We start from the raw sequence: 21,210 nt of genomic DNA on the forward strand, positions 1-21,210 counted from the left end.
CGATGGTACACCGTTGGCGCCAACAGGAAAACTCCCGGCGCCACTTGCACCGGGTACTGTCGGCTGTCCTTCTGCCCGTCGCTACCAGGCTACCGTGATAACAGGAGTATTCATGAAACAAATCGTCTATACCGCCAGTCCTGAAAGCCAGCAAATCCATGTATGGCAACTTGATGCCAGCGGTGAGCTGACCTTGCGCCAGGTTGTGGATGTCGCAGGCCAGGTTCAGCCCCTGGTTATCAGTCCGGACAAGCGTTTTCTGTATGCCGGTGTACGCCCTGAATTCAGGGTTATCGCCTGGCATATTTCCCCGGAAGACGGCACACTGTCCGATGCCGGCCATGCTGCTTTACCTGGCAGCCCTACGCATATCTCAACCGACCACACCGGGCGTTTCTTATTCTGTGGCTCTTATAATGGTGGTTGTGTCAGTGTGACCCCACTGAACGACGGCCTGCCGGGTGAAGTGGTTGAAGTGATTGAAGGCCTGGAAGGGTGCCACTCTGCCAATATCAGCCCGGATAACAAAACTTTGTGGGTTCCGGCATTAAAACAGGATCGCATCTGCCTGTTTTCCCTGGAAGACAGCGGTAAATTAACACCGCAAAAACCGGCAGAAGTCACTACAGTGGAAGGCGCTGGTCCTCGCCATATGGCTTTCCACCCGGGCGGGAAATTCGCATACAGCGTGAATGAGCTCAATGGTACCGTTAATGTTTGGGCGCTGAGTGACCCACACAACCAGGTCGCCTGTGTGCAGACCATTGACATGATGCCGTCCGATTTCACCGACACCCGCTGGGCTGCAGACCTTCACATCACACCTGACGGCAGGCATTTATATGCCTGCGACAGAACCTCCAGCCTGCTAACCATTTTCACTGTTTCGGAAGATGGCAGTGTACTGGCGCTGGAAGGCTTCCAGCCAACAGAAACGCAGCCGCGTGGCTTCAATATTGATAACAGCGGCAAGTATCTGATTGCGGCAGGCCAGAAATCGCACCATATCGCTGTTTATGAAATTAAAGGCGAGCAAGGTTTGCTGGAAGAAAAAGGGCGTTATGCCACCGGCCAGGGGCCAATGTGGGTGGTGGTGAATACGTTATAAAAATCAGGTAACGATGTGTGCCATTGAACGTGTCACATCCCGCTAAAATAAAAACGCCGCAGAAATGGCTCTGCGGCGTTTTTTCAGGCTAACCTGGGCAGTTATTTGTTGGTATTAAAAACCACTTTGCTGCCTAACCCACGGTTGTTGAATTCCCACATACGGTTGAAATTCACATCGTTCAGGTCGCGAACCCATTTTTTATCCTGCTCGCTGCCAGTATTACCGGCAAACGGGCGTTGGGAGACTTTGGCATTACCCCATGGTTGTGCGGTGTTAAACCCGGCGTTAATTACGCTGTCGCGAATGACCACCTGGCCATTGGCGCTTTGCCCCGGAACATAACCATTTTCGGCACCTAAATCCCACGCGCGGCCAAGTTGAGCCACACCTTCACCGGCTGCGTTGAATTCGCTGTTAACCGCCAGGAAGCCATAGTAAATGTTAGGCAGGGTTGCTGGTGCGAACACATAACCTTCTTTCTGGGTGCGGCTGTTCACCACATTGAAACGAGTGTGTTCAAACACCACGGCACCACGGCCAGAAACCAGGTCAACATCCCCTTCGATATAGCTGTTAGTTACCAGTGTGCGTGGCTGGCCGGTGGTCATCATCCGGTTATTCACATCACTGTTAGTTACCAGGAAGGTGTTCTGGCGGCCAAGAATGTTCACATTGTTAATCTGAACCTGGTCGCCATCGCTGCGCAAGGCCACCGCTTCGTGGTCACCTGCATCCACACTGTCACCCAGGGTGTTCTGAATGGTCAGGTTCTGCAATTGCAGACCACTGTTTTGCGACCAGACGGCAGCTGAACACATAATCCCCATATCCGCACCACGCTGATTCAGGCAGTTCTGGTACATGTACCATGCAGATTTACCCGGCATAAACTGCCCGGCAGGATTAAGGGTTTTACGCCAGGTTGCTTTGTCCATACGCGCATCCAGCGCCAGGCCAATTTTAACATCGGCAGGCTGGCTGCCGGTTCCGTACAGCGTCAGGCTGCCCGGAGCCGCAGGAATATACACCGCTTCCTGATAATCGCCCGGCATAATAGCGATATACAAACGGCGGCTGGAGTGGCGGGCCATCGCTGCATCAACTGCAGACTGGATGGTATTTTGTGTCACACCAGGTGTACCGGCTGGCCCAACGACAAAATCAGCCTGAGCAGGTAAGGTAATACCCGTGGGTTTCCAGGGCTGAGCGCTGGGCGTCATGCTGGAAAAATAGCGAGAAGGCACAAAGTTCTGCGCTTCATCCGCAGACAGCACCGGGCGTGACTGGCTTCCCGGCGCAACCTGTTCTGACGGACGGTCCTGAGGCGGTACAGATTTACATGCCGTTAAAGTCAGGCCGAAGGCAAGAGCCAGTGCCAGGCGAGAAACCGAAAGAGTGTTCAAGGGTTGCTCCTTGCTTAGCAAAAAAAGAGAACGATTCAGTAAAGTTTGCTTTTTTATACTAAGTTGAGCAAAACAGGAAGCCGATTTATGTATCGGCCCCCAAAAAAGCATATTCAGCGGTACATTGCGGTCAGCGTGGCATTCCCTAAGGTATGGAAATGTACATTGAAGCCAACCATCGCACCGCTGGACTGAGCATCGACATCAATCTGTTCGACATCCAGCGCATGCACCGTGAAAATATAGCGGTGGCGTTCACCGGCTGGTGGTGCCGCGCCACCATACTGGCTGTTACCAAAGTCGGTGCGTGTCTGTAATGCTTTACCCGGCAGCGGGGCAATACCAGAACCAGCACCCTGTGGCAGTTCACGGGTGTCTGCAGGAATATTGGCTACTATCCAGTGCCACCAGCCTGAACCTGTCGGTGCATCCGGGTCATAACAGGTAACCACAAAACTCTTAGTGCCTGCCGGGGCATCATCCCAGGCGAGGTGAGGAGAGACATTATCTCCGTGGTAACCCATGTCATTAAATACATGGCGGTCAGGCAGGGTTTGCCCGTCCTGAAAATCCTTGCTAAACAGTTTCATGATATCTCCCGTTATTGGTCGTCTGGCAAGTGTAGAGCATCTGCCTGCAGCGGGGAAATTCAGCCGCCATTAATGTTAAAGAGCGCGGGCTGCTCCACGGCAAGGGCTGTGGCCCGGGTAAGCCTGGTAAGTTCCTGCTCACTGATGATAAAGGGCGGCATCAGGTAGATTAGCCGCCCAAAGGGCCTTATCCAGACACCTTCATCTACCAGGAAGCGTTGCAATGCGGCCATATTTACCGGATGCACTGTTTCTACAACACCAATTGCCCCCAGTACCCGCACATCTTTTACTAACGCTGACTGTGCCAGTGGCTGTAACTGCACCTGTAGCTGGTGTTCAATGTTGGCAACCTGTGTTTGCCACTGGCCACTTTCCAGAATATCCAGGCTGGCACAAGCTGCGGCACAGGCCAGCGGGTTCCCCATGAATGTCGGACCATGCATAAAACAGCCTGCCTCGCCATTACTGATAGTCTCGGCAATCTCTCTGCGGGTCAGTGTGGCTGACAGGGTCATTGTACCGCCAGTCAGCGCTTTCCCCAGGCACAGAATATCGGGGCTAATTTGTGCATGTTCACAGGCGAACAGCTTCCCGGTGCGGCCAAAGCCAGTGGCAATTTCATCGGCAATCAGCAAAATGCCTTCGCGGTCGCACATTTGCCGCACGCACTTAAGCCAGTTGGGGTGGTAGAACCGCATACCACCAGCGCCCTGGACTACCGGCTCCAGGATGATCGCAGCAATTTCGTCACGGTGTGCCGCCAGCAGCCGGGCAAAGGCAATAACATCCTGTTCATTCCATTCGTCATCGAACCTGGTTTGCGGGGCCGGGGCAAAAATATTATCCGGCAGGTAGCCTTTCCACAGGCTGTGCATGGAGTTATCCGGGTCACAGACCGACATAGCAGCAAACGTATCGCCATGGTAACCGTGGCGAAAAGTCATAAAGCGGCGGCGCGGCTGGCCTTTTGCCTGCCAGTATTGCAATGCCATTTTCATGGCGACTTCAACAGCTACCGAGCCAGAATCAGCCAGAAAGACACACTCCAGCCCGTCCGGGGTCATCTCAACCAACTTGCGGCACAACGCGATGGCGGGCGCATGGGTAATGCCACCAAACATCACATGGGGCATCGCATCAATTTGTTGCTTCATTGCCTGTGTCAGGTGTGGGTGGTTATAGCCATGAATGGCTGCCCACCATGAAGACATCCCGTCTACCAGTTGCCTGCCATCCGCAAGTGTCAGAGTACAGCCTTGCGTGCTGGCGACCGGGTAAACCGGCAACGGATTGGTCATCGACGTATACGGGTGCCAGATATGGCGCTGGTCGAAATCCAGACTATGTTGATCGATCATATTCTTGTAAACCATTTTAAAAAGATTTAGTTTACGAAACTAAAGCATGTAAACCAAAAATAACAGTCTTTAGTTTACAACTATCGGCTCAGATTACAGCTCATATCACTTATTCTGGAGATGCCAGTGGCACATACTCAACGTTGGACAATGTCGCAAGTTACCGCTCTGTTTGAAAAACCGCTTCTTGAACTTCTGTTCGAAGCTCAGCAGGTACATCGCCAGCATTTTGATCCTCAGCAGGTTCAGGTTAGCACCTTACTGTCGATTAAAACCGGGGCCTGCCCGGAAGATTGTAAGTACTGCCCACAAAGTGCCCGTTATAAAACAGGCCTGGAATCTGAACGCCTGATGGAAGTGGAGCAGGTGCTGGCTTCTGCCGAAAAAGCGAAAGCAGCAGGTTCAGGCCGCTTCTGTATGGGGGCTGCGTGGAAGAACCCTCAGGACCGCGATATGCCATACCTGGAACAAATGGTGAAAGGGGTTAAAGCTCTGGGGCTGGAAGCCTGTATGACACTGGGCACACTGAGTGGCAGCCAGGCACAACGGCTGGCGGACGCCGGGCTGGATTACTACAACCATAATCTGGACACCTCGCCGGAATTTTACGGCAACATTATTACTACCCGTACTTACCAGGAGCGCCTCGATACTCTGGGCAAAGTACGCGATGCCGGAATTAAAGTATGTTCAGGGGGAATTGTAGGGCTGGGGGAAAGCGTAAACGACCGTGCCAGCCTGTTATTGCAACTGGCAAACCTGCCCACACCACCGGAAAGTGTACCGGTTAATATGCTGGTGAAAGTGAAGGGCACACCACTGGCAGACAACGACGATGTTGATCCTTTTGATTTTATCCGTACCATTGCGGTGGCCCGTATCATGATGCCTTCTTCCTGGGTTCGTTTATCCGCCGGGCGCGAGCAAATGAATGAACAAACCCAGGCCATGTGTTTTATGGCGGGGGCTAACTCGGTGTTCTACGGCTGCAAACTGCTCACCACGCCTAACCCTGAAGAAGACAAAGACCTGCAATTGTTCCGCAAACTGGGGATCAACCCGCAAACTACACAAGTCAGCCATGGTGATAACGCCCAGGAAAGTGAATTAACTGAGCAGTTATTACATGCAGACACCGAACAATTTTACAATGCCGCACTCTGATGAGCTGGTCGCAACGTATTGATAACGCGCTGTCAGCACGGCGCGAACAAGATCTGTGGCGCACAAGGCAAGTACGCCACCCGGGCACTGAGCGCATGTTTTCCGACGGCCAGCAGCAGTGGCTTAATTTTGCCAGTAACGATTATTTAGGGATGAGCCAGCACCCTGCGGTTATCCGCGCCTGGCAAGCAGGTGCTGCACGCTATGGGGTGGGAAGTGGTGGCTCCGGCCATGTCACTGGCTACACCCGCGCCCATGCTGAACTGGAAACGTCTCTGGCCGACTGGCTGGGCTACCCGCGCGCCTTACTGTTTATTTCTGGTTTCGCAGCCAACCATGCCGTAATCAGCGCACTAATGCAGCAAGGCGACAGGCTGCTGGCCGATAAGCTCAGCCATGCCTCGTTACTGGAAGCTGCCATGCAGTCGCCAGCCGTGTTACGCCGTTTTGCACATAACGATGCCGGTTCACTGGGCCGCTTACTTGCTGGCGGGCACACCGGAGAGCAACTGGTCGTTACGGAAGGGGTGTTCAGTATGGATGGCGACCAGGCCCCACTACCGGAACTTGCCCGGCTTGCCGGGCAGTCTGGTGCGTGGTTGATGGTGGATGACGCCCATGGCATTGGCGTGCTGGGCGAGGGAGGGCGGGGGAGTTGCTGGCAGGCTGGTATCAGGCCAGATGTTCTGGTAGTGACCTTTGGTAAAGCCTTCGGTGCCAGTGGGGCTGCGGTATTGTGCAGTGAAGCTGTTGCCGATTATCTGGTCCAGTTTGCCCGCCACCTGATTTACAGCACATCGCTTCCCCCAGCCCAGGCCGAAGCACTCAGCGCTGCGCTGGCAGTGATCCGCCATGCAGATGAATCCCGGGAAACACTTCAGCGCCATATTGGCCATTTTAGGGCCGGAGCGGCTGGTTTGCCCTGGGCGATGAGTGAATCATCTACAGCGATTCAGCCACTGATAATTGGTGATAATACCCGCGCATTGTACCTTGCCCAATGCCTGCGTGAGCAGGGCGTCTGGGTAACCGCGATACGCCCGCCGACAGTTCCCCCCGGTACTGCCCGGTTGCGTTTTACATTGACGGCGGCTCACCAGCCAGAAGATATCGACCGCTTACTGGAGGTGCTGTATGCCCTTGCCCGTGAATAAAGCCGCCGTGGCGGCAGCCTTTGGGCGTGCTGCTTCTGGTTACGACAAACATGCGCAATTTCAACGTGAAAGCGGCCAGCAGCTTATTACCATGCTGGGTGACATTTCTCCTTCCCGGGTACTGGATGCCGGGTGCGGTACCGGCTGGTTCAGCCGCTACTGGCATCAGCGTGGTGCAGCTGTTACCGGGTTGGATCTCTCGGTTGCCATGCTGGAGCAGGCAAGCCTGCAGAGCCCGGCAATAGAATTCCTGTGTGGCGACATAGAAGCATTGCCACTTCCCGATGCCAGTGTTGATCTTGCCTGGAGCAATCTTGCTATTCAGTGGTGCGCAGATCTACGCCTGGCGCTGAGTGAGCTCTGCCGGGTAACCCGCCCCGGAGGGCATGTCGCGTTCACAACACTGGCGGCGGGTTCACTGTGTGAATTACATCAGGCATGGCGTGCGGTTGACCAGCACAGCCATGGCAACCACTTTCTGCCCCGGCAAGCCATTGACGATGCCTGTAGTGGGTGGCAGTACCACATAAGTACAGTCACTGTGCGTGAACGCTGGGCTGATGTGCTGAGCGCAATGCGTTCCCTGAAAGGGATTGGCGCCACGCATTTACACGCCGGGCGCGCCTCTTCCACCTTAACCCGGAAACAACTTCAGGCACTCTCACTGGCCTGGCCGCAGGAGGCAGGCGAGTACCTGTTAAGTTACCAATTAATAGTAGGAGTGATTACGCGTGAGTAAACGTTGGTTTGTTACTGGCACGGATACGGAAGTTGGGAAAACCGTTGCCAGTTGTGCACTGTTACAGGCGGCAGCACAGCACGGATTTCACACTGCAGGTTACAAGCCTGTGGCGTCAGGCAGTGAAGCCACGCCGGAAGGAATACGTAACAGCGATGCGCTGGCTTTGCAGCGTAACAGTACCGTACCGCTGGCCTACCACCAGGTAAACCCACTGGTCTTTCTGGAACCCACTTCGCCGCATCTGGTCAGCAGGGATACCGGGCAGCCCATTACCTTTCCCGCAATATCTGCCGGGTTAGCTGCGCTGGAGCCTCTTGCCAGTTGGGTACAGGTTGAAGGTGCCGGTGGCTGGTTTACGCCTCTGAGCGAGGAAACCACTTTTGCTGACTGGGTGGTGCAGGAACAATTGCCAGTGATTCTGGTGGTGGGGGTAAAGCTTGGGTGTATCAATCACGCCATGCTGACTTTACAGGCAATTCGCCAGTCCGGGTTACCTGTTGCCGGCTGGATTGCCAATACTGTATTACCGCCAGGCGCGCGTCATCTGGATTATCTGTCAACATTACGCCAGCGGCTGGACGTGCCATTTCTGGGAGAAATTCCCTTTCTGGAACACGCGGAAACACACACCAATCTTGGGCAGTATATTGATATCACTGCCCTGATTTAATCTTGCGGCATTACGGTGCTATCCAGTCTGAAACCATATTGTCATCCAGCATTGTCAGGTCGCCCTGCGCAACATTGCGCCCGCGATGCAGCAGGCAAAATTTATCCGCCACCCAACGGATAAATGATAACCGTTGTTCAACCAGCAGTATTGTCAGGCCAAATTCCTGGTTCAGGCGGCGCAATGTCTGGCCCAGGTCCTGAATGAAACTGGTTCCGCGGCCATTAGTCGGTTCGTCCAGAATCAACAATTTCGGGTCGTTTACCAGCGCTCTTGCCAGTGACAGTTGCTGTTGTGTATCTCCGGCCAGATCACCGCCACGCACCTGGCGCAGGGTATATAATTCCGGGAATAACTCGTAAACCAGCGGCGAAATTCGCTTATGCTGTTCACCGGCGGCCATCATGGCAATATGCAGGTTCTCTTCCACACTCAGTTGCGAGAAAATCCGTTTATCCTGAGGAACATAGCCTATCCCCAGAGCAGTGCGCCCCTCTGGTGGGCGGGTCAGTAAATCTTCTGGTGGGTGCCCTTGTGCCTGCCAGAGCATACTGCCACTTTGTACCGGAATATGGCCGGTGATACAGTTCACCAGCGTTGTTTTGCCAACACCAGGTGCTCCCAGCAGGCAAATACATTGTCCTGTGGGCAAGTCCAGGTCAACATTCCATAATGTATGTTTTTCACCATAAAATTGGTTAACAGCACGCAAACTCAACATAATGTCCTCCTCCCGGACCGGCTCTACGTCAGGCTATTCCACTAAGGCGTAAATTCGCTCAGCGCTGGTAACCACTCATATAACCACTGCGTCCTGCATCACTTTCTGCCAACAGGAAAGGGGTTGAGCTCCAGTCTGGTAGTCTGTGCAATTCTCTTGCCAGAAAGCGTAATCACGACAGAAATTTCCACGAACCAGGACGATACTTACAAAAAATACTGGTTTTCACGGCTGCAACTACAACTTTGGTAGCACTGTGCACTTTGGCAGTGCTTCCCTGAGGATAATTTTGGTGCAGCGTGCTGACGCAAAACAAATGCCTGTGTGGTGCAGTGCAGATTTTGTTGTCAGGTCATCGACAAAAAAGATGGTTGCCTGCGAAAAAATTTTGCCAGAAAATTTTTTATGCGGTGTTTTTGCAAGAAAACGGTAAACCAGCGGAGTATGCCCTTACAGGGCTTAAAGCAGTTATCCACTATTCCTGTGGATAACCTTGTGTATTAGAGTTAGAAAACTAGCTGCAGGCGAGAGAATACGCGGCTTTCGCCTGAATTGATGTTAAAGCCGCCTTTATTTAAAAAAATATAAATATCAAATAGTTATATAAAATCAATCCTTGGATATCGTGCCGTGTGTTGTTTCATAAAACTTTCATGACGTCTCTTGACAAATGTTAAAAATGGAAAAAATCTGGGGATAACCTGGTAAGCGTGGATCTTGCTGGTATAAACGCCGGGTGTTTGTACAAAACGGTGTCATTTTGTGCTGTTATTTAGCGTGCTCACTATTAGTTACTGGTTATTTAGCCAGTCATTAAGGTTGGCAAAAAACAGTACGGCAGTTAAAATTGCTTCTTCCTTCCGCCATGGTGCAACAGGTCATGTCTTATGAGTAAATTGTTCAAATTACACTCCAGCTTTACGCCATCCGGGGACCAACCTGATGCCATTCGTCGCCTGTCTGAAGGGCTGGAAGATGGCCTGGCTCACCAAACGCTGCTCGGTGTAACCGGGTCAGGGAAGACATTTACCATTGCGAACGTCATTGCAGACCTGCAGCGCCCTACAATGGTGCTGGCACCTAACAAAACACTGGCGGCGCAGCTTTATGGCGAAATGAAGGCCTTTTTCCCGGAAAATGCTGTTGAGTATTTTGTTTCTTACTACGATTACTACCAGCCTGAAGCCTATGTACCCAGTTCGGACACCTTTATTGAAAAAGATGCGTCCGTGAATGAGCACATCGAACAGATGCGGCTTTCAGCCACCAAAGCCCTGCTGGAGCGGCGAGATGTAGTCGTGGTGGCGTCTGTTTCTGCGATTTACGGCCTGGGTGACCCGGATCTCTACCTGAAAATGATGCTGCACCTGACCGCCGGCATGATTATTGACCAGCGCGCTATTCTGCGTCGCCTGGCTGAATTGCAGTACACCCGCAACGATCAGGTGTTCCAGCGCGGTACTTTCCGTGTGCGTGGCGAGGTTATCGATATCTTCCCGGCGGAATCTGATGACATCGCCCTGCGGGTTGAATTGTTTGATGAAGAAGTTGAGCGGTTGTCGCTATTTGACCCGCTGACCGGGCAGGTGGAGTCTGTTATTCCGCGCTTTACCATTTACCCGAAAACCCATTACGTCACACCTCGTGAACGTATTTTGCAGGCAATGGAAGAAATCAAAGTCGAACTGGCTGACCGGCGCAAGGTGTTACTGGCAAATAATAAACTACTCGAAGAGCAACGCATCACCCAGCGCACGCAGTTTGACCTCGAAATGATGAATGAACTCGGGTATTGCTCGGGTATTGAAAACTACTCACGCTTTCTTTCCGGGCGCGGCCCGGGCGAGCCGCCACCAACACTGTTTGACTACCTGCCGGCAGATGGCCTGCTGGTTATTGATGAATCTCACGTTACTGTGCCGCAAATCGGCGGGATGTACCGTGGCGACCGGGCACGTAAAGAAACTCTGGTTGAATATGGTTTCCGGTTGCCTTCAGCACTGGATAACCGCCCGATGAAATTCGAAGAGTTTGAAGCCCTGGCACCGCAAACTATTTATGTTTCTGCCACACCAGGGAATTACGAACTGGATAAATCCGGCGGTGAAGTAATAGACCAGGTTGTGCGCCCTACAGGTTTGCTGGACCCACTGATAGAAGTGCGCCCGGTAGCAACACAAGTGGACGATTTGCTCTCAGAAATTCGCAAGCGTGCGGCCATTAATGAACGTGTGCTGGTTACTACCCTGACGAAACGCATGGCGGAAGACCTCACGGAATACCTTGAAGAGCACGGTGCCCGTGTGCGCTACCTGCACTCAGATATCGACACCGTCGAGCGCATGGAAATTATCCGTGACTTGCGCCTGGGGGAGTTTGATGTGCTGGTTGGGATTAACCTGTTGCGTGAAGGCCTGGATATGCCGGAAGTGTCGCTGGTGGCTATTCTGGACGCCGACAAAGAAGGCTTCCTGCGTTCTGAGCGCTCATTGATTCAGACCATTGGCCGCGCGGCGCGTAACCTCAATGGCATGGCGATTCTGTATGGGGACAAAATTACGCCGTCGATGGCGAAAGCCATTGGTGAAACTGAACGCCGTCGCGAAAAACAGGAGCGCTACAACAAAGAGCATGGCCTGGTGCCAAAAGGCCTGAATAAGAAAGTGGTGGATATCCTGGCGCTGGGCGAAGGGGTGATGAAAACCAAAGCGAAACGGGGCAAAACACGTGGGGGAGACTCTGCTGCACGCACTGTTGCACAGGATATGTCACCGAAGGCCATGGAGCAGAAAATCCATGAGCTGGAAACACAGATGATGACTCACGCGCAAAATCTGGAGTTTGAAGAGGCGGCTAAGTTGCGCGACCAGCTACAGCAACTGCGCGCACTGTTTATTGCCGCCTCATAAATTAATGGGAGTTACTTCTGTAGCGCCAGGTCAATGGCCTGGCGTAACCGTAGACGATCATGGCGGTAAGGCACATCACTGGCTGCCAGGGCAGTCTGAATCACTGTTTTGGCATCATGGCTTGCGGGCAGGGTGTTATACTCCCCGGTAATTACCGTGCTGATAACAGGTTTGCCTATTGCCTGCTCCATTATGTCCAGCCGTTCATCCAGCGTCAGTAGCGCCGCAGCACTGTGTTCTTTTCCCAGATTGTCAATAAACACCACTTTTGCCTGGGTACGGCGCAGTGCTGCGGTTAACTCGGGCATTAATAAAATAGGCATCAGGCTGGTATAAAAACTTCCCGGGCCAATAATTACCAGGTCGGCTTTTTCCAGGGCAAGCACTGCTTCACGGGTGGCACTAACCTGCGGGGACAACTGCAACCCTTGTGGTGGCACCGTAAGCTGGTCAATATTTACTTCTCCCCAAACTTCGTGGCCTTCGTCATCTATTGCCAGTAAATCCACCGGTTGCTCAGACATTGGGATTAAAAAGGCGTCTACGTGCAACCAGGTACGAATCAGGTTAATCGCTTCCAGTGGGCGCACGCTCAGGTGGTCGAGTGCTTTAAGAATTAAATTCCCCAGGTTGTGGCCGGCTAACTCGCCATTGCCACTAAAGCGGTATTCAAATAACGCCGATGCCACGCTTGGGTCGGTAATCAACTGGTTCACGCAATTACGCAGGTCGCCCCAGGCAATCCCCCCCTCTGAACGGCGAATGCGCCCGGTTGAACCGCCATTGTCCGTGGTGGTGACAATGCCAGTCAGGCGTTGGCCTAAAAACCCCAGGGCCGACATAACCCGCCCAAGCCCATGACCACCACCCAGAGTGACCACACAATCCAAATCGGCCAGAGCCCGACTGCGCATAGGATTTCCTTATAAAACAGATTTACCCCCTAAATTACCTGAATAGCGGTTAAAAGACGAACCTTTGGCAAGGGAAAATGACATCTGTCAAAGCAATGCCGGGAAACAGCAGCTATTTTGTCGCGAAAATGCAGAATTGTGTCGCTATATACTTGTTTATATAACGAAAGTCGCCTGGCACTTCATGCCAGAAAGCGCTACTATCCTGCTAACCCGGTTTCAGAAATCTGAAACTGACACTCAAGCCCTGGCACCTGTGTCGCAAGATATGGTGCCCTGGCCGTGGCGATGCGTCGCCACCAGGGTGCAGAAAGAAATGCCTGCATCTCCCGTATTTGGAAAGGTGTACATGGTCTCTCAACTTACCGATGCATGGGCGCGTAAGTTCTATTACTTGCGTCTGTCCGTGACTGATGTTTGCAACTTTCGTTGCACATATTGCCTGCCTGATGGCTACAAACCGCACGGCGTGGCGAACAAAAGCTTTCTCAGCCTCGATGAAATTCGCCGGGTTACCCGCGCGTTTGCCGCAGCAGGCACCGAAAAAGTTCGCCTGACCGGTGGTGAGCCCTCTTTACGCCGCGACTTTACCGATATCATTGCTGCCGTTCGTGAAAATGCTTCTCTGCGCCAAATCGCTGTGACCACCAACGGTTACCGCATGGCGCGTGATGTGCAGCAATGGCGCGATGCCGGGTTGACAGCAATTAACGTCAGTGTCGACAGCCTTGATGCCAGGCAGTTCTACGCCATAACCGGGCAGGATAAATTCCGCCAGGTTATGGACGGGATTGATGCTGCGTTTGCTGCCGGGTTTGAGCGTGTGAAAGTCAATACCGTGCTGATGCGTGACGTGAACCATCACCAACTGGACACCTTTCTCGGCTGGATTAAAACCCGGCCAATTCAATTACGCTTTATTGAACTGATGGAAACCGGCGAGGGCAGTGAACTGTTTCGCCAGCACCATGTTTCCGGCATGGTGATTCGCGACCAGCTTCTGGAACGCGGGTGGATCCATCAGATTCGCCAGCGCAGTGATGGGCCAGCCCAGGTATTCTGCCACCCGGATTACCAGGGTGAAATTGGCCTCATCATGCCCTATGAGAAAGATTTCTGTGCCAGTTGCAATCGCCTGAGAGTGTCATCCATTGGCAATCTGCATTTATGCCTGTTTGGTGATGGCGGCATTCCGCTGCGTGATTTGCTGGCAAACGACCAGCAACAGGGCGAATTGCAGGCACGTATCAGCCAGGCGCTGGCAGGCAAAAAACAGACCCATTTCCTGCATCAGGGAAACACGGGTATCACGCAGAATCTGTCGTATATCGGCGGGTAAGCGTTCGTAAGGAGAGAATCATGAGTCAGGTAAGCAGTACATTTATTCCGGCGCGTGTCGCAATCATGACAGTGACTTCACACCGCACTGAAGAAGAAGATTCATCAGGCCATTATTTGCGTGATGTCGCCACTGAAGCAGGCCATCAGGTGGTGGCTAAATCTATTGTCAGTGAAAACCGCTACGCCATTCGCGCCCAGGTATCACAGTGGATTGCCAGTGATGATGTCCAGGTGGTGCTGATTAACGGCGGAACCGGGTTAACGGATGGCGATCAGGTTCCTGAAGCCCTGTTGCCCCTGTTTGACCGTGAAATTGAAGGGTTTGGCGAAGTGTTCCGCATGCTGTCTTATGAAGAAATCGGCACGGCGACATTGCAGTCGCGCGCAGTGGCTGGCATGGCAAACCGCACGGTGATTTTCGCCATGCCGGGTTCAACCAAAGCTTGCCGTACTGCCTGGGAAAATATCATCCAGCAGCAACTCGATGCACGCCAGCGCCCGTGTAACTTCCATCCTCATCTCAAGAAATAGTTATGTCGCAATTAACCCATATTAATGCGGCTGGCGAAGCGCATATGGTGGATGTCTCCGCCAAAGCTGAAACAGCCAGGGAAGCCAGAGCGGAAGCGTTTGTCACTATGCATCCGGATACACTGGCAATGATTGTTGAAGGGCGTCATCACAAAGGTGATGTCTTCGCCACAGCGCGTATCGCTGGTATCCAGGCCGCGAAACGCACCTGGGAATTGATCCCTCTGTGCCACCCATTATTGCTCAGCAAAGTGGAAGTTCACCTGGAAGCGCAGCCTGCGGAAAACCGGGTGCGTATTGAATCAGTTTGCCGCCTGAGCGGTAAAACCGGCGTCGAAATGGAAGCGCTCACTGCGGCTTCAGTTGCTGCGCTGACCATTTACGATATGTGTAAAGCAGTTCAGAAAGATATGGTCATTGGCCCGGTACGCCTGCTGGCGAAATCGGGTGGTAAATCAGGTGATTTCAGGGCGGTGCAGGATGATTGATGTACTTTTTTTCGCGCAAGTGCGTGAACTGGTTGGCTGTGACGCTTTGCGCCTTCACGCCTCATTCTCTTCTGTTGAAGCGCTGCGCCAGCACCTGGAAAACCAGGGTGGGCGCTGGGCTTTGGCACTGGAAAGCGGCAAGTTGTTAGCAGCCGTTAACCAGACGCTGGTTCCTCTCGACCACGCTATTCAGGCGGGCGACGAAGTGGCCTTTTTCCCCCCGGTCACCGGAGGCTGATATGGCAGATCAAACACGCATTGGTGTGGGGCGTGGCAACATTGATGTCGGCGCAGAATACCAGTGGCTGGCGGCTTGCGATGACGATGGCGCCGTGGTGACATTTACCGGAAAAGTGCGTAACCACAATTTGGGCGATAACGTCAGCGCACTGTGCCTGGAGCACTACCCGGGCATGACAGAAAAGGCGCTGGAAGAAATTGTTGCTACCGCGCGGGAACGCTGGCCACTGCAACGTGTAACCGTCCTTCACCGCATTGGTGAAATGTATCCCGGAGAAGAAATCGTGTTTGTCGGCGTGACGGGTGCACACCGCAGCAGCGCTTTTGCCGCAGCAGAATTCATTATGGATTACCTGAAAACCCGGGCTCCGTTCTGGAAACGGGAGTCTACTGAGCAGGGCGCTCGCTGGGTTGAAGCACGTGAAAGCGATAAAGTCGCAGCAGAGCGCTGGTAAGACTGCGCATTACAACTGAATGTGGTAGTCTGAAGGCCTGTTTTTCCATCAAAATCAGAGGATATGTCATGGACCGCTTCCCACACGCCAATGGCACAATCGTCCAGAACACCCGCACCGGGCTGCAAACCTATATGGCGCAGGTGTATGGCTGGATGACTTGTGGCCTGTTACTGACGGCGTTTGTCGCCTGGTATGCCGCAGCGACCCCTGCAGTACTGATGTTCGTTTTTTCCAGCCAGTTAACCTTCTTCGGTTTGATTATTGCTCAACTGGCACTGGTATTTGTTCTGTCCGGTATGGTGCATAAACTGAGTGGCGCGATGGCAACCACGCTGTTTATGCTTTATTCCGCGCTTACAGGGCTGACGTTATCGAGTATTTTTGTCGCTTATACTTATTCGTCCATCGCCAGTACGTTTATTGTTACCGGCGGTATGTTTGGTGCAATGAGCCTGTATGGCTACACCACCAGGCGCGACCTGAGCAAGTTCGGCAGCATGCTGTTTATGGCGCTGATCGGTATTGTTCTGGCATCTGTAGTTAACATCTGGCTGAAAAGCACTGCGTTAATGTGGGCAGTAACCTACATTGGTGTGGTCGTTTTTGTTGGCCTGACCGCCTGGGATACCCAGAAACTGAAAAGTATTGGCAGCCAGATTGATACCCGTGACAGCACCAATCTGCGCCGCTACTCCATTATGGGTGCCCTGACGCTGTACCTTGATTTCATCAACCTGTTCCTGATGATGCTGCGTATTCTCGGCAACCGCCGTTAAGCGCTTATTGTAACCCGGTGGCGCGCGTTTTAACCGCGCCCGCCTGGTTGCGCTTTACCTCGCCTTTCTTGCGTAATTTTTCCGCCCGGCCTTCCAGTACCCCATAACACACCGCCGCAATTATTAATGGGATAAAGTAATACAACGCCCGCCAGACCAGTAACGCGGCAATAATACTGCCATGGCTGATTTGCGAGGCGGGCAGCAATGCCAGAAACACCGCTTCCAGTACCCCAATCCCTGCCGGAATATGAATAATTACCCCTGCAATACTGCTGAGTAATGTCACTGCCAGCACCGTCATAAAATCAACCTGTTGCTGCATGAGCAGCCAAATTGTAGTGCCCATAATCAGCCAGTTAACTGCAGACAACAAAAACTGCATTATGGCGAAACGGGCACCAGGCAGGCGTATTCGTCGCCCCCGGATTCGCCAGGTTCTTTTTGGGGAGAAAGAGCACAGCAACAACCAGCCGATGCTCATAGTGAGCAATACACCACCAATACAGCGCAGTGTCAGCGTATCGATATACCACCCAGAGGGCAGGTGCAGTGAACCAAAAGTAAACAGTACCCCGCCAACCAGGATATAACCCAGCCAGTTAGTCATAATGCTGAAGGAAAAAATCCGGGCGATAGTGCCGCTACTCAGGCCTAACCGCGAATATAACCGGTAACGCATACCAATACCGCCGACCCAGGTGCTCAGTGTCAGGTTAAAGGCATAGCAAATAAAAGAAACCAGCATGACTACCCGGGCGTGAAGACCATGCCCGGACCATGACCGGCTCAACAAATCATACAGGCCATAGATAGCGTAACTGACCACCACCAGACCTGCGGCGCTGAGCAACGCATTGCGGTTATAGGTCAGTAACGCTTGCCAGACTTCCTGCCAGTCCACCTGGCGGGCATAAAGTACAAGCAGTACCACAACGACCAGTAAAAAAGCGCCAGACAGCCCTTGCTTGATCCGGCGGCGGGTGTGAGCGCTCAATGAACGGTGCAGTAACGACATAGTTATTGTCCTCCTGAGTCCGTGGTGGCATGTTGGTCCTGCTGCTCAAGCTCAGGCTGAACTGGCGGCGGGACGCGGGTAATGCGTGGCGTATGGGCAGGCAACCAGCCCACCATGGCCGGGAAATGCCGTACAAAGTGGAAGGCGAGAACACTACAGGTAAGCCCCCACCAGCGCGGGCCTGGCAGCAACACGCGGTCGGCTTGTGTCTGCTCTGTGCTGTGGCTTATCAGCTTCATCAGGTTGTCGCGCAATGTCTGGTTGAATTCACGGTCATGAATCACCAGGTTGGCTTCAAGGTTGAGCGACAAACTCAGTGGGTCGAGGTTACTGGAGCCAACGGTTGCCCAGTGGCTGTCCATCACCGCGACTTTTCCGTGTAACGGGCGCTGCTGGTATTCATAAATATGGACACCAGCTTTAAGCAGGTAAGGGTAGAGCAGGCGGGCTGCGGTCTTTACCACCGGAATGTCCGGTTCGCCCTGCAAAATCAGTTTAACGCTGACACCACGGCGTGCTGCGTTGCGCATGGCATGTAACAGCCGGTATCCCGGGAAGAAATAAGCATTGGCGATAATCACCTCACGGCGAGCCCGTGCCAGCATGCGCAAATAATAACGCTCAATGTCATCCGGATGGTGGTTGTTATCCCGCCAGATAAACAGCGCCTGTGCTTCTCCGGCCTGGTTCTGGTCCTGTGCCTTATGCCGCCGCCAGCGCCAGCGGCGTGTTCGGGTACTTTCCGGCAGGTTATCAATAACAAACTGCTGAATATCACTGACCACCGGGCCACGAATGGCTACGGCATAATCCTGTTTGGCCTCAGGCCCGTAACTGGTGATGTGCTCTGCTGAGTAATTAATGCCGCCAACAAACGCCAGTTCGCCATCAATCACCACTATTTTGCGGTGCATCCGGCGGAACAGATTCGTTCGCATACCAAGAAACAGCGGTGACGGGTCGTAATAACGTACTACAACGCCCGCCTGGGTGAGTGTATTAATAAATGTCTCGCTCAGGTCGGGGGAACCATAGCCATCCATTAATACCTCCACCTGCACACCACGCTTCGCCGCTTCCAGCAAGACCTGGTGCAGCGCCTGGCCTGCGTTATCGTCAAACCAGATAAATGTTTCCAGTAATACCTGTTTTTTCGCCTGGCTTATGGCTTTGAATACCGCTGGATAATAGGCATCGCCATTTTCCAGTAACGTAATCTGGTTACCGCTTCTCCATGTCGTTTTCACAGACTAATCTCCACGGCTAATGGCGCATGATCCGATAACCCACGCCACGGACCAGATGAGAAGGGCAAAGGTTTGCACTGTTGCACATGGCGCACATAAATTCTGTCCAGGCGCAAAAAAGGGTACCAAACCGGGAATGTGCGGGCGGGTTTGCCAAACTCACGGCTGAATACTTCTTCCATGCCATCATGCTCATGCAGGCGTGGGTGGATCCGTTGCCGCCAGTCATTAAAATCGCCTGCCACAACCAGTGGGGCATTCTCAGGCAGTTGGCGAATCACTGCCCACAGCTTTTCCAGTTGTGCCCGGCGATGGGCCTCTTTCAGCCCCAGATGAACACAGATAATATGGAGTGGCGCTGGTTTACCGGGTACGGAGATGCGGCAATAAAGCAGGCCCCGCTGCTCATGGCCCTCTATGGATACGTCGATATTTTCGCTGTGTTCAATTGGGAAACGCGATAAAACCGCATTCCCGTGGTGACCTTCCGGATAAACCGCATTGCGCCCATAGGCATAATCGCGCCACACTGTATCGGCCAGATATTCATAGTGGCTGGTTGTTGGCCAGCCGGGTGTTGCCCGGGCCAACGCCTGGTGTTCACCGCTAACTTCCTGCAGGCAAACAATGTCAGCGAGTGTTGCACGCAAAGCATCGCGCAGAGCCGGCAGGGAAAAGCGGCGGTTAAAAGCAGTAAATCCTTTATGTGTGTTTATTGTTAAAATTTTGATAATTGACTGTGAAGGCATAGTGCCGGTTTCCTCCTTGTTTTGTTTCTGTGTGCAAATAAAGTGTAGTGTTTGTCACAAAAAACTGGCGGGATACGGAATTTTCCGTAAAGTGCGGTACTCTGATTAGTAGTCAAAAAATCCATCAGGAGATAAGACATGAAATGGCAACAACGACTTCGTGTCGCAACAGGCCTGAGTTGCTGGCAAATTATGCTGCATTTGCTGGTTATAGCCGTGCTGGTTGCCGGCTGGATGAGTAAGTCTCTGGTCCAGGTCGGTATTGGTCTGTGTTTGTTATACACACTGACTTTAGTGATGATGCTGGCGTTACAGCGTTTTCATGATGGCTGGCTCAGGGAGTTGGGTGATTTTCTCGAAGAGCTCACCACCACATGGTATTTTGGTACGGCGTTAATTGGCCTGTGGCTGTTATCCCGTGTTTTTCAGAGCCATCTGGTGCTGGTGCTTGCCGGCGTGGTTATCCTCGCCGGGCCTGCAGTTGTGTCGTTACTGGCAAAAGACAGCAAACGGCGCCGGTCAGGCGATTTTTCTGCGAAACATAGCGTACGCCGCTGAACCTGTTATGGCCGTTATAACTAATAGCGGCCATAAGCTTTGCCACACAATACTGAAATTCGCATCCTTCAGGTAAATCTCTTTGGTGATATCGGTGAAATGCCGAATCGGGTTTACCCACGTCAGGTCCTGTAACCACACCGGCATATTCTCTACCGGGGAAACATACCCGGAAAGCAAAATGGCTGGCATCATAAACACAAACACGCCAATAAACGCCTGTTGCTGGGTTGAACACAGCGACGAAATCAGCAGGCCGAACCCCACCAGCGATAACCCGTAAACCAGCATAGTGAAATAAAACAGCAGCAGAGAACCGGCAAAGGGGATCTGGTAAGCCCATATCCCCACGCCCAACACAATCGACGCCTGAAAGCAGGCGACAATTAAGGCCGGTACTGCTTTGCCAACAAAAATCTGCCAGGTGGCGAGCGGCGAAACCAGTAACTGGTCCAGTGTGCCTTGCTCACGTTCGCGGGCAACAGACAATGAAGTGACTATCATCACGCCTATGGTGGTAATCATGGCAATCAGCGAAGGAACAACAAACCACTTGTAGTCCAGGTTCGGGTTATACCAGTTGCGGATCACCAGTTCACTGTTGTTCTGTTTCTGCCCGTTCAGCAGCGATTGCTGGTAATCATTGATTATCTGCTGCACGTAACGGGCGGCAATTTGTGCACTGTTTGAATTGCGCCCGTCCAGCAGTAACTGCACTTGTGCGGGAGTTAGCTGGTCCAGGTTGCGGGAAAATGTGGGCGGGAAACGCACCACCAACAGCGCTCGCTGGTTATCAATGACATCACGAATCTGACTGGGGTTGTTGAGCTGTAAAATATGGGAAAACGCTTTTGCCTGCGCAATACGCTGGGTCAGTTCAACGGAGTGTTTGCCGTTATCTTCATTATAAATAGCCACGGTTGCGTTGGTGACTTCCAGTGTGGCGGCAAACGGAAACAGCACCACCTGAAGAATCACCGGCATTATCAGGATTGCGCGGGTTTGCGGCTCCCTTAACAGCGACTGTAACTCTTTACGGATAAGCGTCCACAAGCGGTGCAGCAT

Annotated in this window: 22 protein-coding genes and 1 riboswitch; of the genes, 13 read left to right on the forward strand and 9 right to left on the reverse strand. The window is 52.8% G+C overall.

The features are described from left to right. The first annotated feature begins 112 nt into the window (after window positions 1–112). Window positions 113–1,108 carry a 6-phosphogluconolactonase gene (gene pgl / locus DES37_RS20215; RefSeq protein ID WP_110027567.1) on the forward strand — a complete coding sequence of 332 codons (996 nt, stop codon included), beginning with the start codon at window positions 113–115 and terminating at the stop codon, window positions 1,106–1,108. A 101-nt stretch (window positions 1,109–1,209) separates the two neighbouring features. Here pgl and DES37_RS20220 read toward each other — a convergent pair whose 3' ends face one another. The 3 genes from DES37_RS20220 to bioA all read right to left on the reverse strand — a co-directional run bounded on the left by DES37_RS20220 (window position 1,210) and on the right by bioA (window position 4,480). Beyond that, window positions 1,210–2,514, reverse strand: coding sequence for a putative acyl-CoA thioester hydrolase (locus DES37_RS20220; protein ID WP_036109105.1), 1,305 nt, complete (start codon window positions 2,512–2,514; stop codon window positions 1,210–1,212). A gap of 113 nt (window positions 2,515–2,627) precedes the next feature. Further along, complete coding sequence (locus tag DES37_RS20225) at window positions 2,628–3,104, reverse strand: kinase inhibitor (RefSeq protein ID WP_110027569.1); 477 nt, start codon at window positions 3,102–3,104, stop codon at window positions 2,628–2,630. 59 nt (window positions 3,105–3,163) lie between these two features. Continuing rightward, complete coding sequence (gene bioA / locus DES37_RS20230; protein ID WP_110027570.1) at window positions 3,164–4,480, reverse strand: adenosylmethionine--8-amino-7-oxononanoate transaminase; 1,317 nt, start codon at window positions 4,478–4,480, stop codon at window positions 3,164–3,166. Between the two features lie 111 nt (window positions 4,481–4,591). Between bioA and bioB the strand changes: the two genes are divergently transcribed. Genes bioB through bioD form a run of 4 tightly spaced genes read left to right on the forward strand, consistent with a single transcriptional unit; the run spans window position 4,592 to window position 8,195 of the window. Further along, window positions 4,592–5,629, forward strand: a complete 1,038-nt coding sequence (bioB, locus tag DES37_RS20235; RefSeq protein ID WP_072006954.1) for a biotin synthase BioB — start codon at window positions 4,592–4,594, stop codon at window positions 5,627–5,629. Beyond that, window positions 5,629–6,783, forward strand: a complete 1,155-nt coding sequence (gene bioF / locus DES37_RS20240; protein WP_110027572.1) for an 8-amino-7-oxononanoate synthase — start codon at window positions 5,629–5,631, stop codon at window positions 6,781–6,783. Before bioB ends, bioF begins: the two co-directional genes overlap by 1 nt. Beyond that, window positions 6,764–7,522: a malonyl-ACP O-methyltransferase BioC gene (bioC, locus tag DES37_RS20245; protein ID WP_110027574.1), complete on the forward strand. Its 759-nt coding sequence runs from the start codon at window positions 6,764–6,766 to the stop codon at window positions 7,520–7,522. The genes bioF and bioC overlap by 20 nt, the downstream gene beginning before the upstream one ends. Further along, complete coding sequence (bioD, locus tag DES37_RS20250; protein WP_036109092.1) at window positions 7,515–8,195, forward strand: dethiobiotin synthase; 681 nt, start codon at window positions 7,515–7,517, stop codon at window positions 8,193–8,195. The genes bioC and bioD overlap by 8 nt, the downstream gene beginning before the upstream one ends. Before the next feature lie 10 nt (window positions 8,196–8,205). On the opposite strand, the gene DES37_RS20255 is transcribed toward bioD, so the two are convergent. After that, window positions 8,206–8,916 carry an ATP-binding cassette domain-containing protein gene (locus DES37_RS20255; RefSeq protein ID WP_036109087.1) on the reverse strand — a complete coding sequence of 237 codons (711 nt, stop codon included), beginning with the start codon at window positions 8,914–8,916 and terminating at the stop codon, window positions 8,206–8,208. Between the two features lie 887 nt (window positions 8,917–9,803). Between DES37_RS20255 and uvrB the strand changes: the two genes are divergently transcribed. Beyond that, a complete protein-coding gene (gene uvrB, locus DES37_RS20260) occupies window positions 9,804–11,825 on the forward strand; it encodes an excinuclease ABC subunit UvrB (protein ID WP_110027575.1) in 2,022 nt (673 codons plus the stop codon). Between the two features lie 11 nt (window positions 11,826–11,836). On the opposite strand, the gene yvcK is transcribed toward uvrB, so the two are convergent. Beyond that, window positions 11,837–12,739, reverse strand: coding sequence for a uridine diphosphate-N-acetylglucosamine-binding protein YvcK (gene yvcK / locus DES37_RS20265; RefSeq protein WP_036109079.1), 903 nt, complete (start codon window positions 12,737–12,739; stop codon window positions 11,837–11,839). Between the two features lie 225 nt (window positions 12,740–12,964). Beyond that, window positions 12,965–13,101: riboswitch (molybdenum cofactor riboswitch) on the forward strand. On the opposite strand from yvcK, the gene moaA reads away from it, so the two are divergent. The 6 genes from moaA (at window position 13,089) to DES37_RS20295 (ending at window position 16,573) form a co-directional block, all read left to right on the forward strand. Then, complete coding sequence (moaA, locus tag DES37_RS20270) at window positions 13,089–14,078, forward strand: GTP 3',8-cyclase MoaA (protein WP_146211543.1); 990 nt, start codon at window positions 13,089–13,091, stop codon at window positions 14,076–14,078. It overlaps the preceding riboswitch by 13 nt. A gap of 20 nt (window positions 14,079–14,098) precedes the next feature. Then, complete coding sequence (gene moaB / locus DES37_RS20275) at window positions 14,099–14,611, forward strand: molybdenum cofactor biosynthesis protein B (RefSeq protein ID WP_110027577.1); 513 nt, start codon at window positions 14,099–14,101, stop codon at window positions 14,609–14,611. A gap of 2 nt (window positions 14,612–14,613) precedes the next feature. Further along, the gene (moaC, locus tag DES37_RS20280; protein WP_064599819.1) at window positions 14,614–15,099 is read left to right on the forward strand and encodes a cyclic pyranopterin monophosphate synthase MoaC; all 486 of its coding nucleotides are present in this window, start codon (window positions 14,614–14,616) and stop codon (window positions 15,097–15,099) included. Further along, window positions 15,092–15,337 (forward strand): molybdopterin synthase sulfur carrier subunit, encoded by a 246-nt coding sequence (moaD, locus tag DES37_RS20285; protein WP_110027579.1) that lies wholly within the window; start codon window positions 15,092–15,094, stop codon window positions 15,335–15,337. The genes moaC and moaD overlap by 8 nt, the downstream gene beginning before the upstream one ends. A gap of 1 nt (window position 15,338) precedes the next feature. Continuing rightward, window positions 15,339–15,794, forward strand: coding sequence for a molybdopterin synthase catalytic subunit MoaE (moaE, locus tag DES37_RS20290; RefSeq protein ID WP_110027580.1), 456 nt, complete (start codon window positions 15,339–15,341; stop codon window positions 15,792–15,794). A gap of 68 nt (window positions 15,795–15,862) precedes the next feature. Next, window positions 15,863–16,573 (forward strand): Bax inhibitor-1/YccA family protein, encoded by a 711-nt coding sequence (locus DES37_RS20295; protein WP_110027582.1) that lies wholly within the window; start codon window positions 15,863–15,865, stop codon window positions 16,571–16,573. Between the two features lie 4 nt (window positions 16,574–16,577). Here DES37_RS20295 and DES37_RS20300 read toward each other — a convergent pair whose 3' ends face one another. From DES37_RS20300 to DES37_RS20310, 3 genes are read right to left on the reverse strand one after another with little or no spacing between them, the layout of a single operon-like run. Next, window positions 16,578–17,591 carry a lysylphosphatidylglycerol synthase domain-containing protein gene (locus tag DES37_RS20300; protein ID WP_110027583.1) on the reverse strand — a complete coding sequence of 338 codons (1,014 nt, stop codon included), beginning with the start codon at window positions 17,589–17,591 and terminating at the stop codon, window positions 16,578–16,580. A gap of 2 nt (window positions 17,592–17,593) precedes the next feature. Continuing rightward, complete coding sequence (gene clsB / locus DES37_RS20305) at window positions 17,594–18,838, reverse strand: cardiolipin synthase ClsB (protein ID WP_036109040.1); 1,245 nt, start codon at window positions 18,836–18,838, stop codon at window positions 17,594–17,596. Beyond that, window positions 18,835–19,587 carry an endonuclease/exonuclease/phosphatase family protein gene (locus DES37_RS20310; RefSeq protein WP_110027585.1) on the reverse strand — a complete coding sequence of 251 codons (753 nt, stop codon included), beginning with the start codon at window positions 19,585–19,587 and terminating at the stop codon, window positions 18,835–18,837. Before DES37_RS20310 ends, clsB begins: the two co-directional genes overlap by 4 nt. Before the next feature lie 138 nt (window positions 19,588–19,725). Between DES37_RS20310 and DES37_RS20315 the strand changes: the two genes are divergently transcribed. Next, on the forward strand, window positions 19,726–20,145 hold the full coding sequence (locus DES37_RS20315) for a YbhQ family protein (protein ID WP_036109034.1): 420 nt from the start codon (window positions 19,726–19,728) through the stop codon (window positions 20,143–20,145). On the opposite strand, the gene DES37_RS20320 is transcribed toward DES37_RS20315, so the two are convergent. Beyond that, a complete protein-coding gene (locus tag DES37_RS20320) occupies window positions 20,107–21,210 on the reverse strand; it encodes an ABC transporter permease (RefSeq protein WP_110027587.1) in 1,104 nt (367 codons plus the stop codon). The two genes, DES37_RS20315 and DES37_RS20320, sit on opposite strands and share 39 nt — an antisense overlap.

The sequence above is a fragment of the Mangrovibacter plantisponsor genome, from assembly GCF_003182475.1.
GTDB lineage: Bacteria > Pseudomonadota > Gammaproteobacteria > Enterobacterales > Enterobacteriaceae > Mangrovibacter > Mangrovibacter plantisponsor.

Bases quoted from the DNA above. Each gene is read 5' to 3' on its own strand.
- pgl (WP_110027567.1), top strand. From the start codon at position 113: ATGAAACAAATCGTCTATACCGCCAGTCCTGAAAGCCAGCAAATCCAT.
- DES37_RS20225 (WP_110027569.1), bottom strand. From the start codon at position 3,104: ATGAAACTGTTTAGCAAGGATTTTCAGGACGGGCAAACCCTGCCTGAC.
- bioA (WP_110027570.1), bottom strand. From the start codon at position 4,480: ATGGTTTACAAGAATATGATCGATCAACATAGTCTGGATTTCGACCAG.
- bioF (WP_110027572.1), top strand. From the start codon at position 5,629: ATGAGCTGGTCGCAACGTATTGATAACGCGCTGTCAGCACGGCGCGAA.
- bioC (WP_110027574.1), top strand. From the start codon at position 6,764: ATGCCCTTGCCCGTGAATAAAGCCGCCGTGGCGGCAGCCTTTGGGCGT.
- DES37_RS20255 (WP_036109087.1), bottom strand. From the start codon at position 8,916: ATGTTGAGTTTGCGTGCTGTTAACCAATTTTATGGTGAAAAACATACA.
- uvrB (WP_110027575.1), top strand. From the start codon at position 9,804: ATGAGTAAATTGTTCAAATTACACTCCAGCTTTACGCCATCCGGGGAC.
- yvcK (WP_036109079.1), bottom strand. From the start codon at position 12,739: ATGCGCAGTCGGGCTCTGGCCGATTTGGATTGTGTGGTCACTCTGGGT.
- moaA (WP_146211543.1), top strand. From the start codon at position 13,089: ATGGTCTCTCAACTTACCGATGCATGGGCGCGTAAGTTCTATTACTTG.
- moaB (WP_110027577.1), top strand. From the start codon at position 14,099: ATGAGTCAGGTAAGCAGTACATTTATTCCGGCGCGTGTCGCAATCATG.
- moaC (WP_064599819.1), top strand. From the start codon at position 14,614: ATGTCGCAATTAACCCATATTAATGCGGCTGGCGAAGCGCATATGGTG.
- moaD (WP_110027579.1), top strand. From the start codon at position 15,092: ATGATTGATGTACTTTTTTTCGCGCAAGTGCGTGAACTGGTTGGCTGT.
- moaE (WP_110027580.1), top strand. From the start codon at position 15,339: ATGGCAGATCAAACACGCATTGGTGTGGGGCGTGGCAACATTGATGTC.
- DES37_RS20295 (WP_110027582.1), top strand. From the start codon at position 15,863: ATGGACCGCTTCCCACACGCCAATGGCACAATCGTCCAGAACACCCGC.
- DES37_RS20300 (WP_110027583.1), bottom strand. From the start codon at position 17,591: ATGTCGTTACTGCACCGTTCATTGAGCGCTCACACCCGCCGCCGGATC.
- DES37_RS20310 (WP_110027585.1), bottom strand. From the start codon at position 19,587: ATGCCTTCACAGTCAATTATCAAAATTTTAACAATAAACACACATAAA.
- DES37_RS20315 (WP_036109034.1), top strand. From the start codon at position 19,726: ATGAAATGGCAACAACGACTTCGTGTCGCAACAGGCCTGAGTTGCTGG.
- DES37_RS20320 (WP_110027587.1), bottom strand. From the start codon at position 21,210: ATGCTGCACCGCTTGTGGACGCTTATCCGTAAAGAGTTACAGTCGCTG.